This is a genomic window from Microbacterium sp. (assembly GCF_047607225.1).
Taxonomy (GTDB): Bacteria; Actinomycetota; Actinomycetes; order Actinomycetales; family Microbacteriaceae; genus Microbacterium.
In genome coordinates, this window is sequence record NZ_JASGDO010000040.1 from 1 (window position 1) to 17268 (window position 17268).

Consider the following 17268-nt stretch of genomic DNA (forward strand, 5'->3'; position numbering starts at 1 on the left):
CCCCGCCGGTGGCGCGCACCGCCCGGCGGCGACGTGCGTGGGTGACGGGCGCCGCAGCTGCCGCCGCCGTCGTGGTGGCTGCCGCCGTCATCGCACCGTCGTTGCCGGGCCTCCTCGGCCGGGACGCGACGGCAGGCTCCGCCCCCTCCGACGCCGTCATCGGCCTGCAGTCGGCGGAGGGCGAGCGCGACATCTCGGGACAGACCGCTCCGCAACCGGCGGCTCCGGTCAAGGGTGACCAAGGCGTGAGTGCGAGCGGCCGGGAGATCATCGCCACCGCGACGGCATCGGTCGTAGTGGACGACGCACGCGCGGCGGCCGAAGCGATCGATAAGGACGCCGCTGCGCGAGGTGGCTACGTCGAGGCGATGAGTCTCGGATCCGGCGGGACGCTTCCGATGCGAAACGGTGAGCAGTTCATGCCCGAGGGCGGTGCGATGGCTGTCTCCGACGCGTGGATCACCGTGCGTGTGCCTGCCTCGAGATTGACGGAGGTCATGACGGCGCTCGGCACACTGGGAAAAGTGACGTCGTCACAGGTGGATCGTCGCGATGTCACGACCGAGGCCGTCGACCTCCGCGCGCGGGTGTCCGCCCTCGAAGCGTCGGTGGATCGCCTCACGACGTTGATCTCGGACGCCGATTCGACGGCAGACCTCCTCGCGGCGGAGGAGGCCTTGTCCTCCCGCCAAGCCGAGCTGGAGTCGTACGAGCAGCAGCTGACACAGTTGGAGAACCAGGTCGGGATGTCGAGCCTCACGGTCTCGCTGACGACTCCCGCGCCGGCCGTCACCCCGGACCCGGCCGGCTTTGGCGACGGTGTCGCTGCGGGATGGAACGGACTGCTCGTGGCTCTGAACGCCTTCGTCGTCGCCGTGGGGTTCCTGCTTCCGTGGCTGGGGCTCGTCACGCTGGCGATCCTCATCGTCTGGCTCATCCGGCGAGGTCGTCGAAGCCGTGCTCGCACCCGTGTCGCGGATGTTCCGACGGAGGACTGACCCGCGGAAACGACAGAACGCCCGGTCAGAAGACCGGGCGTTATGTCGTGTTGGTGACCCCAGCGGGATTCGAACCCGCGTTACCGCCGTGAGAGGGCGGCGTACTAGGCCGCTATACGATGGGGCCGATCAGGCAACCGTTCGATTATGCCATGCCGCGCACGCCCCCGCCAAATCGAGCCGCCGCTTGCTCGGGCCGCCTCGACGGCGTTGACTGGTCGCATGCGCGTCACGAAACACGAACATGCCTGCCTTCGTCTGGAGTCGGAAGGGCGGACGCTGATCATCGACCCGGGCGCCTTCACTCTGCCCCTCCACGATCTGGAGAAGGTGGTCGCCGTCGTGCTCACCCACGAGCACCCCGACCACTGGACGCCCGAGCACCTCGACCGGCTCCTCACCGCGTTCCCCGACGCCGTCATCTACGGCCCGGAAGGGGTCGCGAAGGCCGTAACGGAGCATCCGGTCGTCGCGGTTTCCCCCGGTGACACGGTGACCGCAGGGCCGTTCACCCTGACGTTCTACGGCGGCACCCACAACGTGATCCACGAGACCATCCCAACGGTCGACAATCTCGGAGTCCTCGTCAACGCTGAGTTCTACTACCCCGGTGACTCCTACGCCGTGCCCGAGGGCGTCGAAGTGGGGCTGCTCGCCGCACCGATCGGCGCCCCGTGGCTGAAGATCGGCGAGGCGATCGACTTCGTGTTGGCCGTCGGGCCCCGGCGCGCCTTCGGCACGCACGAGATGACACTGTCGCGGGTCGGCCTCGACATGCACCGGGCGCGGCTCACGTGGGCGACGGAGCAAGGCGGCGGAGAGTTCCTCGCCCTCGAGCCCGGCGAGTCGACCGACCTCTGACCATCACCACCAGACGCACGAAAGCCGCGGGAACTCTCCCGCGGCTTTCGTTTCTCCCTGCCCGATTACTCGGCGTCGTGGTCCGTCTCGAGGAACGCCACCAGGCTGTCGAGCGCCTCTTCGGCACCGTCGCCCTCGGCCTTGAGCGTCACGACCGTGCCCTGCGTGGCGCCGAGCCCCATGAGGGTCAGGATGCTGCCCGCGTTGAGGTCGGGGCCGCCCTCGACCGCGATGGTCACGGGCACTCCGGTCGCCTGGACCGCCTGCACGAAGAGCTTCGCGGGACGGGCGTGCAGCCCGGAGCTGCTCGCGACGGTGGCGGTGCGTTCTGCCATGGTGTTCCTCCTAGGTTCAGTCCTTCGAGACTATGCGGTGACGGCGCCCTGCGGTACTTCGACGCGACCGTCGATAACCGCCGGTGCGGGGCGGCGACGGGCGAACCGCTTCAGGAGCACGACCGACACCGCGCTGACGACCGTACCGACGGCGATGGCGAGAAGCCACAGCCAGAAGCTGTCGATCGCGAAGAAGACGAACACACCACCGTGCGGCGCCTTCGACGTGACGGCAAAAGCCATCGAGAGCGCACCGGTGACGGCGCCGCCGATCATCGAAGCGGGGATGACGCGCAGCACGTCGGCGGCGGCGAACGGGATCGCCCCTTCCGAGATGAACGCGGCACCGAGGAGCCAGGCGGCCTTGCCGTTCTCGCGCTCCGGTTCGGTGAACAGGCCCCGGCCGAGGACAGTCGAGGCAAGGGCCATCGCGAGGGGCGGAACCATGCCCGCCGCCATGACGGCCGCCATGATCTGCAGGTACCGCTCGTCGCCCGCGATGCCCAGCGCCAGGTTCGCCGTCGCGAAGCCGTACGCGACCTTGTTGACGGGTCCCCCGAGGTCGAAGCACATCATGAGGCCGAGGACCGCGCCGAGGATGATGACACCGGCACCGGTGAGGCTCCCCAGCCAGTCGTTGAGCACCGACATGAGCCACGCGATCGGGCCACCCAGGACCATGAGCATCAGACCCGACGCGAAGATCGAGGCCAGGAGCGGGATGATGACGACAGGCATCAGGCCACGGAGCCAGCGGGGAACGTCGAAGCTGTTGAGCCACCACGCCGCCACACCGGCGAGGAGACCGCCGACGATGCCGCCGAGGAAGCCTGCGCCCATGAACGCGGCGACGGCGCCGGCGACGAATCCGGGAGCGATGCCCGGACGGTCGGCGATCCCGAAGGCGATGTAGCCCGCGAGCGCCGGAACGAGGAAGCCGAACGACAGTCCACCGATCTGGAAGGCGACTGCACCGAGGTACTGCCCGAGTGGCCCGAGCGGAGAGACGATATCGGTCGTCGGCAGGTTCCAGAGGGTGGAGTTCTGCAGGGTGAAGACCGCGTTGCTCACGCCGCTCGCGTGCTCCGACGCGATCTGGTAGCCGCCGAGGAGGAAGCCGAGGGCGATCAGCAGACCACCGCCGGCGACGAACGGGATCATGTAGCTCACGCCGGTGAGGAGCGCCCGCTTGACGCTTCCCCCCAGCGATGTCGGCGCGGCCGACGTCGTCGCTGCGCCGGAGGCGCTTCCGGAGACCCGCGGTGCCGAAGGGTTGTGGACGGCGGCGACGGCTTCCGCAATGAGCTGAGCTGGCTGCTCGATCCCCCGCTTGACCCCGGCGCGGACGACCGGCTTCCCCGCGAAGCGCTGCTGCTCGCGGACATCGACGTCGACGGCGAAGATGACCGCATCGGCCTCGTCGATCAACTTCTGGTCGATCGCCTTGTAGCCGCTGGATCCTTGGGGCTCGACGACGAGGTCGACGCCCTCCTTCTGGCCCGCTGCGGTGAGGGCATCCGCGGCCATGAAGGTGTGCGCGATGCCGGTTGCGCAGGCGGTGACGGCGACGATCCGAGCCGGACGTCCCTCGATGAGGAGCTCCTCGTCGGGTGCGGCCGACGCCGCTGCCGTGGGGGCAGCCGCGGGCGTCGGCGCGTCTGAGACGGCGTCGGAGACGAGGGCGACGATCTCGCCCTCCGTCGACGCCGAGCGGAGGCCCGCAGTGAAGTCGTCCTTCATGAAGCTGCGAGCAAGGCGCGACAGCATCGCGAGGTGCTCTTCCGCGGCCGTATCCGGCGCAGCGATGAGGAAGACGAGATCGGCCGGTCCGTCGGGAGCCCCGAAATCGATCCCCGGTGCGAGCCGAGCGAAGGCGAGCGTCGCACGGGTGACGGCGGCGCTCTTCGCGTGCGGAATGGCGATCCCGCCGGGAAGACCGGTCTCGTCCTTCTGTTCGCGCGCCCACGCGTCGGCAGCGAGGGCTGCGGCATCGGTCGCCCTTCCCTGTGCGGCGACGCGGGCCGCCAGCGCCTCGATGACCGCACGCTTGTCTGCGCCGAGGGGTTCGTCGAGGCTGACGAGCTCCGCGTTGATGATGTCTGACACGGTGACCTCCAGTGGTCGATGATTCTCAGGGTGTGAGCTGCCGCACCGGCACGTCGCCGGTCGGAAGATCCGAAGGGGTGGGCGCCTGGGTGCCGGGAAGGGAGGCCGCCGCCGATCCGTAGCGGATGCCGAGCCGAACCCGATCCGCCGCGGAGGCGCCGCTGACGGTGGCCAGAAGGAACCCGGCCAGGGAGCTGTCGCCGGCACCGACGGTGCTCCGCACGCGAGTGGGGGGCGGCGCGCCCTGCCATGCTCCCTCGGCGGTGACCAGCACGGCTCCGTCGCCGCCGAGCGTGACGAACGCAGCCCCGACGCGCACAGGCACGAGTGACCGCGCGATCTCGGCCACGGTGTCGGCCAGTGCGCGAGACGGGTCGAGCGAGACCCCGGCGAGGTCCGCCAGCTCGTCCTCGTTGGGTTTGATGAGGTCGGGACGCCCGTCGGCGACCACCGCGCGGAGCGCCTCACCCGACGTGTCGACTGCGATCGACGGCGCCCTGTCACCCCACCGGGAGCGCACGGCGCGGATCAGCCGGACGTAGTAGTCGCTCGGGAGGCCGGGAGCGAGCGATCCGGCGAGCACGAGCCAGTCCGCACCACCAGCGGTCTCGACGACGGCCTCCTCGAGCGCGTCCGCCTCGGCGTCGGCAAGCGGGGCTCCCGGGAGGTTCAGCTTGGTGGTCTCGCCCTCCGGGTCGGCGATGGTGAGGTTGGCGCGCACCGACCCGCGCACGGGCACCGTGCGGACGGGAAGCCGCGCCCCGCGGAGGGCGCCCGCGAAGGGGTCACCGTCGTTCAGGGGCAGGACGGCGACGGTCGGATGGCCTGCCGCAGCGATCACGCGAGCGACGTTGATGCCCTTTCCTCCGGCATCTTCGCGGGCCGCAGAGGCCGCCTGCACCGCGCCGACCCGAAGCGGAGCCGGGAGAGCGATGGTGCGGTCCAACGAGGGATGGGTCGTAACGGTGACGATCATGCGACATGCACCTCCACGCCCGCCTCTTCGAGGGCCGAGGCCAGAGCGCCGGCCGGCGCGGTGTCGGTGAGGAGCGCATCCACCGCGGTCAGCGGCGCAAACGAGACGAGCAGCTCGGAATCGAACTTCTCCGCGTCGGCGAGGACGACCACGCGACGTGCCGACGCGACGATCGCACGTTTGACGGCCGCCTCGTCGGGGTCGGGGGTACTCAAGCCGAATGCCGCCGACACCCCGTTGGTGCCGATGAACGCCACATCGGGACGCAGGCGCCCGATGGCCTCGACCGTCTGGGCACCGACGGCCGCCGCGGTGAGCCCGCGCACGCGACCCCCGATCGCGGTGAGTCCTACACCACTTCCCGCCAGCAGATGGGCTGTCGTCATGGAGTGCGTGACGACTTCGATGGGCGAGGACTCCCGCGCCGTGCCCGCGAGGTCTTGTGCGACGGCTGCCACCGTGGTCCCGGCGTCGAGGTAGACCGATCCCGTGAAGGAGTCGCCCAGGAACGTGATCGCCGCGCGGGCGATGGCTTGCTTGGCGGGGTTGCGCACACCGGCACGCTCGGCGAAGGAGGGCTCCGCCGTGCTCACCCGGGCGCGAGCGACCGCGCCTCCATGCACACGGCGGACGGTCCCCGCGACCTCGAGCGCCGCCAGATCACGACGCACGGTCTCGGTGGTGACGGCGAACCGGTCGGCGAGGTCAACGACCGACACGCGGCCATCGGCCGCGATCAGTTCCTCGATTTGGTGCTGGCGCTCCGTCGCGTACATCGGTCCTCCTTGAACAGGCCACACGTTACAACACGTAGCAACATGTTCACAAGAGCCAAACCCACACGTTCCCACATTTGTGGACGGGGACGACTCCGCCCGGTCCGGTCGAGAAGACCGGCGGGAAAACGAAGGAGGCCCCGACACCTGTCGGGGCCTCCCCACGAGGGATGCGGCGGGGCTCAGGCCTCGCTCATCACCGTGACCTCGCGCTGGCCGCGGGCAGCCAGCGCTGCGGCGCGGGCGGCGAGGCGGCGAGCCTGCTCGGCCTGACCGGCGTCGAGGATCTCCTGGTCGACCTGCACGCTCTCGACCTTGTTCACGCCGTTGTACTTCTCGATGTACGCGTCGAGCTCGGGACCGCTCGTCCACGACGTGATGAGGCAGTAGCGGGGCGAGTCGCCGTAGTGGGTCGCCGCGTGCCACAGCCGCTGCGTGTCGATCACCAGCTGCGCGCCGGCCGGCAGCGCGATCCGCGTCTCCTGGCTCGGGTCGGTGCGGTTCTCGCGCAGGACGAAGAAGCTGTCCTTGTCATCGGTGAGGTTGAAGAAACTGCGCACGACCCAGCCGGTGCCATCGGGGTTGAGGCGGTTGTTGTCGTCCTGGTGGAGGTTGTACAGGCAGTCCGCGTACGTGTTCGGCTGCAGTTCGATGATGCGGCAGCGGCCGACGTTCGCCCCCGGCTCCAGCGCGCGCTCAGTGAGCGTCGGCGCGATCGCGGTCTGCGAGTCGATCCAGACGCCGTCCTTGTCGGTGCGCGGCGGCTTGTGGTTCCAGAAGCCGTTGCACTCGATCTCTCCCTTGGCCGAAGCCAGAGGAGCGAAGCGGGTGTCGCCCGAGGACTTCCAGTCGACGTACTCGACGTCGAGCCATTCCTTGGGGTCGATCGGCTTGTTGTACATGTCGAGGACGACGTAACCGGTCTCCTCCAGAGCAGCGCTCTTGATGTATGCCATGACGGATCATGCCCTTTCTGTCGGTCCAGCGAAGTTTTTACAGGCCCGACTTAGGCAAGCCTACAGAGCGCCGCTGCCGGGCCGACTAGACTCGTCCGGGGTTTCGAGGAGCGATACGAGAGCATGACCACAGCCACGAATGTCGATGCGACCGCCGTCAACACGATCGACTGGCTCTCGGCATCCGACACCACGATCGTCGTCCCCGTCTACCAGCGTCAGTACCGGTGGGACATCGGCGGCTGCGAACAGCTCCTCCGTGATGTGCGGGCCGTCGCCGACGCCGCCGCCGACGACACGCACTTCATCGGCTCGATCCTCTCGACTGCCGCGGATGCCGCCGGCGCCGATGGCGCCCACCTCGTCCTCATCGACGGTCAGCAGCGCATCACGACGCTCATGCTGCTCATCGCGGCGCTTCATCACACCCTCGTCGTGGACGACCCGGACACAGCGGCTGAGCTCGAGCGCGTGCTCGTCCGCGCCGATGATCCTGAGGCGACGAAGCTCCGCCCCCACCGGGCGTGGGCCGACGTGTTCGAGAGTGTTGTGCTCGACCGTCGCTCGCCGGAGGACACTGATCGGGTGTCGCGGTTCGACGACAACTATGCGTTTTTCCGAAGTCAGATCCGCCCCGACGAGGCCGCGCACATCTGGCGCGGACTGCGACGCCTCGAGCACGTGTCGATCACGCTGGGCGCCGGCGCCAACGCTCAGCAGATCTTCGAGAGCCTCAACTCCACCGGAGAGCCGCTGCGCGACCACGAGCTCATCCACAACTACGTGCTCATGGGGCTCACCCACGGCGAGCAGACCGAGATCGAGCGCGAGTACTGGCTTCCCATCGAGCAGAACACCGGAGACGAGATCGGTGCGTTCTGGCGCCACTACCTCGTGATGCTCACGGGGCGTGAAGTCACCGTCACCGGCGGGCGCGGCGTCTACGACACCTTCCGCGCACGCTTCCCCCGACTGGACATCGATTCCCTTCGCGCCCACGCCGCGCAGTGGCGCGAGTTCTCGGAGATCTACCGCACGCTGATCGAGCCGGCGGCGATCGACGACACGGCGTTGCGCGACCAGTTCGCCTGGTTGAACACCTTCGGGCGAGGGATGTACCCGCTCGTCATGGGCCTGTATCGGGACTATCTCCATGGTTCGCTCCCCGCCCACGACCTCGTGAGGATTGTCGAGTACCTGCAGTCGCTCCTGTTGCGCCGGGAGATCCTGGGGCTGTCCAACGACCGCCTCGTCGCCCGGCTGTGCCGCGCCTCGGCCGTCGGGATCGACGCTCTCTCGCACGCGATCGGACGCATCACGCCGTCCGACCAGAGGACGCGGGTCGGACTCAAGTACAGCGCTCTCCCCCACGCCACCTACGTGCTCGGCCGCCTCTCCGACGTCTCGCCCGACGAGCCCGTCGACCTCGACCACCTGGTTCCGCTCGCTCCGGGCGACGAGTGGAGCGGCGACGGTACACGCCGCTGGGCGGACCTCAGCGACGACGAGCAGAACGCGCACCGCGCCCTCGCACCCACGCTCGGCAACCTCGCACTCCTCGAACCCGAGCTGGCCGAGCGGGCCTTCGACGTCGACTTCCCCACCAAGCGGGGCATCTACGCCCGGAGCGGTATCGCGCTCAGCCGGGAGGTCGCCGAGTCCGCCACATGGGGAACGGCCGCGATCGCCGCGCGCACGGAGAACCTCACCGCCGCGTTCATGCAGGTGTGGTCACGGCCCGACGTCGTCGGCATCGATGACGACAACCTCACCCCCGTGCTCGACGCCAAGATGCGTCGCGGGTGGCCTCCGGGATGGCAGCGCGAGTTCGACTACGTCGAGTTCCGCGGCGAGCACTGGGAGGTCAAGGACGTCAAGTACCTCTTCCACCGCATCTTCCAGCGCCTGTGGGCGGAGTCCCGCCAGAGCGTCATCGACTTCAGCGCACGCCGCGGCGGGCCCGTGTACCCCGCGATGGCGTGGAACGGCCAGTGGGACGAGATCGCCCCGGGCCAGTTCCTCTACCTCGGGTGGGACTCGCGGTACATGCTCTCTGCCGTCCAAGGCGTCCTCGACGAGGCCGGATGGGCGTCCGACGTCTTCCTCAAGTACTCCTACATCGGCGACGCGATGCCCTGACGACGCCCGTCGCTCACGTTTCCGCCAACACGAGGGTGTTCTCGCCACTGTCGCGCAAGGTCACCGACCGGCCGCTCGGCTCACTCGACACCTCGGATAGTGCGGCGCCCATGGAGCGCAAGCGGACGACGTCTGCGTCGAAGTCGTCGGTGTAGATCACGACGACGGGCTCGTCACAGCCCCGCGCCTCGGCGTCAGGAAACAGCCAGATCCCGGCGTCGCCTCTGCCGCCGGGGCCCACGTGAACGGTGCGGAATCCCGGGAAGATCTCCTGATCGAACAGCGCCGTGAAGCCGAAAGCAGCGCTATAGAACGACAACGCCGCGTCGAGGTCAGAAACGCGCACAACGGCTCGTCCCACTCGGTTCATGTGTTTTCTCCTTGTCGGATGGTGGTCTCAGGCTCGGACGCTCGCACGCGTCGCTCTACGGAGGTTCGTGGGAGGCGATTGTCTTGGAGGTAGGCACGCAAGCGGTCACGCACGGCCGCGGTGTCGGTCTCGTCGGGCGCCGTGAGCGCGTGCAGCGCGAGCCCGTCGAGGAGGGCGTGAAGCCGCGCGGCCGCGCCGTCTAGGGCGTCGGGATCGGCGGTGTCGCCCGCCGACCATGCCAGCACTGCACGACAGACTCCGCGGACGTCGTCGTGGAGAGCGCGTGCCTCGTCGCGGAGGCTCTCATCGGTCACCGAGAGCAGCCCAAGCTGAAGTTGAGCGACAAGTTCCAGCCGCCGCTCCGCGTCCAACGGCAGCAACTCCTCGAGCACGCCGACGGCCCGCGCCATTCCCTCACCCTCCACCGCCCGGATGCGAGCACCCGCACGGCTGCGGATCTCGGCCAGACAGAAGCGGCGCAGTGCCTCCTGCGTGGGAAACGCCCGCCGAAGGGACGCGACGGCGAGCCCCGACTCCGCCGCCACGGCGCGAACGCTCACCCCGGCGATGCCGTCGCGCTCCAGCACACGGAGAGCGGCTGTCGCGATCTCCCGCTCGCGCTGTTGCGGATCGATTCGGGTGACCACGATCAGCCCCGAGCCCCGAGCGCGGCGGCCGGCGCCCGGCGCGGCCACACGGTGTAGCTCACCGCCCAGATGACATCGACGGCGACGATGATCCCGAGGATCCGCAGATACCCTTCGAGCGCCGCCGTGCGCTCGGGCGCGCCCACCACGAGCACGAGCGCACCGATGATGCCGGCGGCGATCGCGGCAGCCACAAGGGTGAGGCCGACATCACGCCAGCATGCCCGCGCGTACGCCGCGCCATAGAGCTTCGGCCGTGGCGGCGCCCCGTCGAATCGGCGGGCGAACACAGAGTCCGCCCACGCGATCATGCGGTGACCGTAGGCGATCGACACGCCGATGTAGAGAGCGGCCAGCCCGTGATGCCAGGACGCCGTGCCGCCGCCGAGCAGGTCGACCGCGACGAGGATCAGGAGCACCGCGTCGATGACAGGTGCAAGGGCGAGGAGGACGAGCCCCAGTCGACGCCGGCGCAGCAGATAGCGCGCGGAGAGCCCCGCGAGGATCGCCACCCAGAAAGCCACTTCGCACGCGATGATCGCGATCAGGATCATGCCATCCTCCAATTAGTACAGTCGTACTCAATGGAGTGTAGACGATCGGGATGTCGATCGCGCACGGGCTGGCGGGGGCTGATCGCACTCGTCAGGCTGCCACACGTGCGTCGATAGACTGCGTCCACAGTCAGCGTCGACTCACCCGAATCAGGAGTTCCCATGCGCAAGCGCTGGATCGCGCTCATCGTCGTCGGTGCCGTCCTTCTTCTCGCCATCGTCGGCGGGTACTGGGCAGGACGCCACCTCTTCCACATGCCCTCGGCGCGCGGCGTCGACTCCGTCATCGGCGAGCTCAAGGGAACGCGGGTGCTCGGGGTGTTCGCCCACCCCGACGACGAACAGACCGTGAACGGCCTGTTCTGGCGCGCGAAGGATCGCGACGGCGCCTACACGGCCATGATCACGATGACCGCCGGCGAGGCGGGGCACCAGACACCGGAAGTCGCCCGGCAGAGCGACCTGGGGATCGTGCGCAAAGCGGAAGCCCTGAAGAACAGCTTCCACTTGGGCGTCGATGAACACGAAGTGTGGGACTACCCCGATGGCGGCGTTCCCGGCGTATCGGAAGAGGAGCTCGTCTCCCGGGTCGTCGAGACGCTGAAGCGCGTGCAGCCGGATGTGGTCGTCGGTTTCTGGCCCGCGAGCGGGGCGACCGGCCACAAGGACCACATGGAGGCGGGGCGAATCACCGAGCTCGCGATCGCACGTGTGGCGGCCGAAGGCGGCTCCTACCGCGGTCCTGCGCACCTCGTCTACACGATCAGTCCGACGACCGCTCTGGAACTGTTCGGCGGTGAACAGGGAAAGCTCGTCGTCGCCAACCAGCCCGACCCCGAGTACGCGATGTCGGCAGAAGTGGGAAAGAAGCACGACGGGTGGCGCATCCACGCCTCGCAGGCGGACTACCTGCAGTCGTCCTACGGCCTCCCGGCGTGGCTCGTCTACGCCCTGTGGGACCAGGAGTTCTACCACGTGCGGGATCTCGCGGCAGATCCCCTCACGCCATAGCGGCGCGTCGTTCGGGCGTCAGTCCGCGGCCTCGTAATGCGCGATCTTCTCGTCGAGAACCCCGATCGCGCGCTCGAGCTGCGACATGCGGCGTTGCAACTCCGCACGGTGAGCGGTGAGGAAGGCGACGCGATCGTCGGACGAGGCCGTGCCGCGCAGCATCGAGGTAAACTCGCGCAGGTCGGCGATCCCGAGGCCCGCCGAACGCAGGCAGCTCAGCAGCCCGACCCAGAACACGTCGTCTTCGGAGTAGCGCCGGTGACCCCCGGCAGCCCGAGCGACCGGACCGAGCAGGTGCTCCTTCTCGTAGTAGCGGAGTGTGTCGAGAGAAAGCCCCGTCCGCTCGACCACCTCACCGGGCGACAGTGTTGCCGACATTCGATTCCTCCCTCGCGCGGCTCGGCGTCGATGTCGCCGACCATCGTCCAGCTTGGCACCTGGAGCGCGGTCCAGGTCACGCCGTCGTGCTGCGGAGGGTCCCGAACGGCGCGCGTGTGCCCTGACGACGGAACGCGCCGAATCGAGCGCGCGCCCTGACGGTAGAGGCGCAAATCGGACGATGACCTGACCGACCACCCCTACGATCGCGCACATGACAGGCCTCCCCCGCCGCACCCGAGCCGGCTATGCCCTCGGCGGCGTCGCCTCCGGCACCTATGGAACGGTGCCCGGACTCATCCTCATGCCTTTCCTCACGGACCTGCTCGGAGTCGAAGCGGTCATCGCCGGCCTGATCGTGTTCGCCCCCAAGGCGTGGGACTTCTTCCTCAATCCGATCGCCGGCACGCTGAGCGACCGGTCCCGGCATCCGCTCGATCGCCGGCGGCCGTTCATCCTCCACGCCGGGCTCCTGCTCGCCCTCGCCTTCGTCGCGATGTTCTTCGGCCCCACCGCTCCCCCCGTCGCCGGAGCGCTGTGGGTGCTCGTCTTCTCTCTCGGGGCGGCGACGGCGTACGCGTTCTTCCAGGTGCCGTACCTCGCCATGTCCGCCGAGATCACCGACGACTACACCGAGCGCACCCGGCTCATCACCTGGCGCGTGATCGTGTTCACGCTGGCGATCCTCGTCTCGGGAGCCACGGCACCGCTTCTCGTGGAGACCGTCGGCGGGGTCGAGGGTTACCGCGTCATGGCCGGCGTCATGGCGGCGCTCATCGTCGCGGGGGCGATCGGGGTGTGGTGGTCCACTCGCGGGGTTCCCCTCACACGACACGAGAGCGCGGGAGGGCGCCTGGGGGAGCAGTTGCGCGTGGTGCTGTCCAATCGTGACGCGCGCTCGCTCGTCACGGCGTACGTCTTGCAGGCCGTGGCGATCGGCATGGTGCTCTCGGGCGTCGTCTACGCCGCGCGACACGTGGTGCACGACCCGAGCGTCGCCACCGTCGCCTTCGTATGCTTCGTCGGTCCCGCGGTCGTGCTCACTCCGGCGTGGTCGCGAATCAGCCGCGCCGTGGGAAAGAAGCGGGGGTTCGTCGTCGCGTCGCTCGTGATGCTCGCCGGGTTCGTCGCGCTCCTCTCGGCAGGCAGCGGCTCATCCGTGCCGCTTCTCATCGCCGCGGCGGTCATCGGGGTCGGGTACGCCGGAGCGCAGCTGTTCCCCCTCGCGATGCTCCCCGACATCGCCGCGGAAGACGCGCGAATCAGCGGCACCAACCGCATCGGCATGATCTCCGGCGTGTGGTCGGGGTTCGAGCTGCTGGGATACGCATTCGGCCCCGCCCTGCTGGGCCTGGTGCTGAGCATCGGCGGGTACGTCGCCACCGGCGGTGCCGAGGTCACGCAATCCCCGACCGCGCAAACCGCGATCGTGGTCGGGATATCGGTGATCCCGGCTGTGCTCTGCGCACTCAGCCTGCTCCCGCTGTCGCGTTATCGCCTCGATGCGCTCCTGCGGGCGCGGTCGGCGTGACCCTGCTCGTCGCGGGCGGCGGAGTCACCAGCGCGGCGGTACGCGTCCGACAGAGCGTCCCTGCTCGTCGAGGAGATGCCCGTTGCGCTTGCGTGCACGGAGCACCGTCCATCGATCGGTCACGTCGACGCCCTCGCCCCACGCCGCCTCGATCGCCGCGAGGGCGGTGAGGCTGCGTGCCCGCACGCCGACGTAGAGGGGCGCCGCACCCACGAGGATGCCCACGCGATGGGTCTCGGGTAGCCGCGCCGCCCGTATGGCCGCCTGTTCGGGGTCGGTGGCACGCGCCCACAGCACGGCGCCGCGGCGGTAACCTGCCGCGGGCATCGCGACGTCGCAGCCCACTCTGATCTGTCCCGATGCGATCGCCCGGTCCACGGTGCGGCGCGCGGTCGCTTCGGAGACGCCGAGCTGTGCGGCGATGGCGGCCGCCGGGAGGCGAGGATCCGCTTCCAAGACGGCGGCCAGTTCGGCGACGATCTCGGGTCGCGGCGGCCTCGGGCGGTCACCGGGTGGAGCATCCCGCATCAGACGCTCTTGCGACCGGGAGAGTGCGCGAAGCCGCCACCCGGAGTCTTCCGCGACGATCGCGGCTGCGACATCCATCCGCCGCACGACGGCGCCTCGGCCCTCCACCTCGCGCATCCGCGCGCCCAGCATCGGCAATCCGCCGGCAGCCGCCACGAGAAGGAGCGCCCCCGCCGACGTCTCGTCGACGCTCAGCACCCACGGCAAGGCGGCGAGGTCACCGACAATCGACACGGCTGTTCCGGGCTCCAGGAGGACCACGGCGACGTCGGTCGACGCAGACCACCGTTCCGGCGTCGGCCAGGCCGTGAGCCATGCGAGCGACTGCTCCGCCATGGCCTGCCAGTGTCGAGCGACCGTCGCGGCATCGGCGCCGACTGCCGAGGCGATGCGGGTCCACGGAGCACGTCCGTCGATCTGCAGCGCATGGAGGATCGCGAGGTCGAGCTCGCTGAAGCCGTGGGGAACGCTCACCTGACGAATCATACGAACAGCCGCGGTTCACCTGACGAATATGACCTTGCAGACCGTCCAACACTGCAAGCGTCTCTAGCTTCGGAGCATGGAAATGACGGAAGACGCCATCTTCGCCACGATCGAGGACCTCGTGGCGATGGCGCCTCGAGCGACGGGCTCTCCGGGTGGCGAGGCGGCCGCCGCCTATGTGCAGCGACGCTTCGACGCGGCAGGCCTCGCGGCCGAAGTCCTCGAAGTTCCCTCGTTCGCCTGGCGTGCCACGACGTGCACGGTGCGCGTGGCCGGTGAGGAATCCGAGTGCGCCCCGATCCTCCATTCCGCTCTCCCGTCGCACGACTGGACCGGGACGGCAGACCACCGCATCGAGGCACCCGTCGTGGACATCGGCACCGATCGCGTGCGCCGCCACGATGTCCGCGGCGCGATCGTCCTCTTCGACCTCACGTTCGACATGACCGTGGCCCACTCGCTGCCGCTGACGATGTATCTCCACGATCCAGGTCGGAAGGTGCTGCGTCGCGACGTGCTGCGCGGCCGGAACCCCTACGTCACCTCACTCGCACGGACGATGACCGATGCCGCGGCCGGCGGTGCGCGCGCGGTGATCGGTGTGCTCCGGGACTATCCCGACTCGCGGAACTACCACAACGAGTACTACCGCCGCACGCTGTTCATGCTCCCGGGAGCGTGGGTGACCCGCGCCGAGGGCGAGCGGTTGCGGACGCTCCTCACCGCGTCGCCATCGGCAGCGTTGTCGCTCTCGGTGGAGCGGGAGGGTGTCGTGTCGCGGACGGTGATCGGGGTTCTCCCCGGGCGCACCAACCAGGCCGTCATGGTGCAGTCACACCACGACTCGATTGGGCCAGGCGCCGTCGAAGACGCGTCGGGAACCGCCGAGGTGATCGCACTCGCGGAGCGAGCCGGGACTGAAGCGGCGGAGGGGCGCGTACGAGAGAAGAGCCTCCTGTTCGTCACCTTCGACACCCACTTCACGGGCTATCAGGCTCATCAGGAGTTCGCGCGGCGCTACGTCCTCTCCCCCGACTCGCCCTGGAACATCGTGCTCAACGCGACGATCGAGCACATCGGGCTGCGGGCCGTGGAAGGTGCCGACGGGGGGTTCGTGAACACCGGAGAGACCGAGCCTCGCGGGATGTTCCTCAACGTCAACCCGGCCCTCACGGTGCGCATTGCCCGGAAAGTACGACGACACGGGCTCCACGGAACGAGCCTCATGGGCGCCGCCGCGCTGGAGTTCTTCGCGGGAGGGATCCCCACCGACGCGTCGTTCACCCTCGTCTCGGGCGTTCCGACCGTGAGCCTCATCTCCGGGCCCCTGTATCTGTATGACGACGCCGACACGATCGAGCGCATCGACCGGGCGCAACTCGTGCCGGTGGCGAGGTTCTTCGCCGACCTCCTCGACGACGTCGACCGGCGACGCGGCGCTACGCTCGGGACGATGCCCGCACCGCTACGCCGTCTCCTCCCCCGTGGCCGATGGTGAGGGTCCGCTTCCCTGCACGACGCATCGACGGGAGCATCGGCGAACAGACCGGGCTCGTGGAGCTGCCGACCTCGCCGCCGCCGCCCGCCGGCTATCCGTTCGTCGTGTACGGGCACATGACCACCGGCGGATCGGCGCGATCGGCACCGAGCATCGGCGACCCCACGCACCCGGAGTGGCGACGGATGTCGCAGGGCGACGTGCTGTGCGGCCTCCTCCGACGCCGCGGATTCGCCGTGCTGCGCCCGGACTACGAGGGCCTCGGCAGCCCGGGTCCGCACCCGTACCTGATCGGGTCGTCGCTGGCGGAATCCATGCTGGCGATGGTCCGCTCGCGGGAGCAGTTCGGTGTACCGCTGTCGCGTCGGTGGTTGGCCGCGGGGCATTCCGAGGGCGCGGTCGCCGCCCTCCACGCCGCACAACGGCATGGTCACGAAGGCGGGGACACCGAACTCGTGGGAGTGGCCGCATTCGCGCCGGTGACGCGGATGGAGCTGACGATCGGAGCGATGCGGCGCGTGCGGGTGCGCGTTCCGGGGTCCGGGATCGTGTCGGCCCTCACGGCCCTCATGTTGCAGGGCGCGGCGACGGAAGACCCTCGGCTGGCGGATCTGCTGCACGGCGACGGCCTCAGTCCAGCGGCGCGGCGGCTGTGGCCGACGCTGGGGCAGCTCTCGCTCACCGAGCTCGCTGAGCGCTCGTCCTGGGGAGCCTTGCCGCCTGGGAGCATCGGCGGGGAGTCGAGCGACGAGGTGTTCGCATTGCTGGCGCAGAGCTTCCGGAGGAATGACGTGGCGGGGCTGACGGATCTGTCGGTGCCCGTGCGCATCGACGCCGGGCTCGTCGACGAGGTGGCGCCCGCGCCGTTGACGCGACGCCTCATCCGCGGCTATCGAGCGGCAGGAATGGACGTGACCGCGCGCTGGTGGCCGACGCACCACTCCGGGGTGGTGCGGGAAGCGTATGCGCCGCGCGAGGCGGCAGAGTGGATCGCGGCGCGGTTCTGAACGGGGCGGATCGACGTATCCGGACTCGGGCCGCCGCGAGGATGAGGCGCTTCCCATCTCGCCTGCTGACATATCGAGCCACGAAGTCCGGGCATACGCTCGCATGGTTAG

The 17268-nt window shown here is 69.3% G+C and carries 17 protein-coding genes and 1 tRNA gene; 7 read left to right on the plus strand and 11 right to left on the minus strand.

Annotated elements, in window-relative coordinates:
* A partial coding sequence (locus tag QM591_RS07115) for a DUF4349 domain-containing protein (protein ID WP_415131018.1) occupies nt 1-998 on the plus strand: 998 nt, incomplete at its 5' end.
* Nucleotides 999-1049: 51 nt separating this feature from the next.
* On the opposite strand, the gene QM591_RS07120 is transcribed toward QM591_RS07115, so the two are convergent.
* Nucleotides 1050-1125, minus strand: a tRNA-Glu gene (locus QM591_RS07120).
* A 95-nt stretch (nt 1126-1220) separates the two neighbouring features.
* Between QM591_RS07120 and QM591_RS07125 the strand changes: the two genes are divergently transcribed.
* Nucleotides 1221-1859 (plus strand): MBL fold metallo-hydrolase, encoded by a 639-nt coding sequence (locus QM591_RS07125; protein ID WP_415131020.1) that lies wholly within the window; start codon nt 1221-1223, stop codon nt 1857-1859.
* 65 nt (nt 1860-1924) lie between these two features.
* Here the strand turns inward: QM591_RS07125 and QM591_RS07130 are convergent, their stop codons facing one another.
* From QM591_RS07130 to QM591_RS07150, 5 genes are all read right to left on the minus strand, one after another.
* Nucleotides 1925-2194, minus strand: coding sequence for an HPr family phosphocarrier protein (locus tag QM591_RS07130; protein ID WP_415131022.1), 270 nt, complete (start codon nt 2192-2194; stop codon nt 1925-1927).
* A 30-nt stretch (nt 2195-2224) separates the two neighbouring features.
* Nucleotides 2225-4300, minus strand: a complete 2076-nt coding sequence (locus QM591_RS07135) for a fructose-specific PTS transporter subunit EIIC (protein WP_415131024.1) — start codon at nt 4298-4300, stop codon at nt 2225-2227.
* A gap of 25 nt (nt 4301-4325) precedes the next feature.
* Complete coding sequence (locus QM591_RS07140) at nt 4326-5276, minus strand: 1-phosphofructokinase family hexose kinase (protein ID WP_415131026.1); 951 nt, start codon at nt 5274-5276, stop codon at nt 4326-4328.
* Nucleotides 5273-6052, minus strand: coding sequence for a DeoR/GlpR family DNA-binding transcription regulator (locus QM591_RS07145; RefSeq protein ID WP_415131028.1), 780 nt, complete (start codon nt 6050-6052; stop codon nt 5273-5275). Before QM591_RS07145 ends, QM591_RS07140 begins: the two co-directional genes overlap by 4 nt.
* A 182-nt stretch (nt 6053-6234) precedes the next feature.
* Entirely contained in the window at nt 6235-7008 is a 774-nt protein-coding gene (locus QM591_RS07150; RefSeq protein ID WP_415131030.1) for a hypothetical protein, read from the minus strand.
* A 123-nt stretch (nt 7009-7131) separates the two neighbouring features.
* On the opposite strand from QM591_RS07150, the gene QM591_RS07155 reads away from it, so the two are divergent.
* A complete protein-coding gene (locus QM591_RS07155; RefSeq protein WP_415131032.1) occupies nt 7132-9147 on the plus strand; it encodes a DUF262 domain-containing protein in 2016 nt (671 codons plus the stop codon).
* A gap of 13 nt (nt 9148-9160) precedes the next feature.
* On the opposite strand, the gene QM591_RS07160 is transcribed toward QM591_RS07155, so the two are convergent.
* The 3 genes from QM591_RS07160 to QM591_RS07170 are packed head-to-tail and all read right to left on the minus strand — an operon-like array spanning nt 9161 to nt 10718.
* A complete protein-coding gene (locus QM591_RS07160; protein WP_415131034.1) occupies nt 9161-9517 on the minus strand; it encodes a VOC family protein in 357 nt (118 codons plus the stop codon).
* Nucleotides 9514-10164, minus strand: coding sequence for a TetR/AcrR family transcriptional regulator (locus tag QM591_RS07165; RefSeq protein WP_415131036.1), 651 nt, complete (start codon nt 10162-10164; stop codon nt 9514-9516). The genes QM591_RS07160 and QM591_RS07165 overlap by 4 nt, the downstream gene beginning before the upstream one ends.
* Nucleotides 10165-10166: 2 nt before the next feature.
* Nucleotides 10167-10718, minus strand: coding sequence for a hypothetical protein (locus QM591_RS07170; RefSeq protein WP_415131038.1), 552 nt, complete (start codon nt 10716-10718; stop codon nt 10167-10169).
* Nucleotides 10719-10880: 162 nt separating this feature from the next.
* On the opposite strand from QM591_RS07170, the gene QM591_RS07175 reads away from it, so the two are divergent.
* Nucleotides 10881-11729: a PIG-L deacetylase family protein gene (locus tag QM591_RS07175; protein ID WP_415131040.1), complete on the plus strand. Its 849-nt coding sequence runs from the start codon at nt 10881-10883 to the stop codon at nt 11727-11729.
* An 18-nt stretch (nt 11730-11747) separates the two neighbouring features.
* Here the strand turns inward: QM591_RS07175 and QM591_RS07180 are convergent, their stop codons facing one another.
* Nucleotides 11748-12107 (minus strand): MerR family transcriptional regulator, encoded by a 360-nt coding sequence (locus QM591_RS07180; RefSeq protein WP_415131042.1) that lies wholly within the window; start codon nt 12105-12107, stop codon nt 11748-11750.
* A gap of 214 nt (nt 12108-12321) precedes the next feature.
* Here QM591_RS07180 and QM591_RS07185 point away from each other — a divergent pair, with 214 nt between their 5' ends.
* Nucleotides 12322-13638 (plus strand): MFS transporter, encoded by a 1317-nt coding sequence (locus QM591_RS07185; RefSeq protein ID WP_415131044.1) that lies wholly within the window; start codon nt 12322-12324, stop codon nt 13636-13638.
* 24 nt (nt 13639-13662) lie between these two features.
* Here the strand turns inward: QM591_RS07185 and QM591_RS07190 are convergent, their stop codons facing one another.
* On the minus strand, nt 13663-14640 hold the full coding sequence (locus QM591_RS07190) for an AsnC family transcriptional regulator (protein WP_415131046.1): 978 nt from the start codon (nt 14638-14640) through the stop codon (nt 13663-13665).
* An 88-nt stretch (nt 14641-14728) separates the two neighbouring features.
* Between QM591_RS07190 and QM591_RS07195 the strand changes: the two genes are divergently transcribed.
* Together QM591_RS07195 and QM591_RS07200 are read left to right on the plus strand one after the other, a co-directional pair.
* The gene (locus QM591_RS07195) at nt 14729-16150 is read left to right on the plus strand and encodes a M28 family peptidase (protein ID WP_415131048.1); all 1422 of its coding nucleotides are present in this window, start codon (nt 14729-14731) and stop codon (nt 16148-16150) included.
* Nucleotides 16144-17157, plus strand: coding sequence for a lipase family protein (locus tag QM591_RS07200; RefSeq protein ID WP_415131050.1), 1014 nt, complete (start codon nt 16144-16146; stop codon nt 17155-17157). The genes QM591_RS07195 and QM591_RS07200 overlap by 7 nt, the downstream gene beginning before the upstream one ends.
* The last annotated feature ends 111 nt before the right edge of the window (nt 17158-17268 follow it).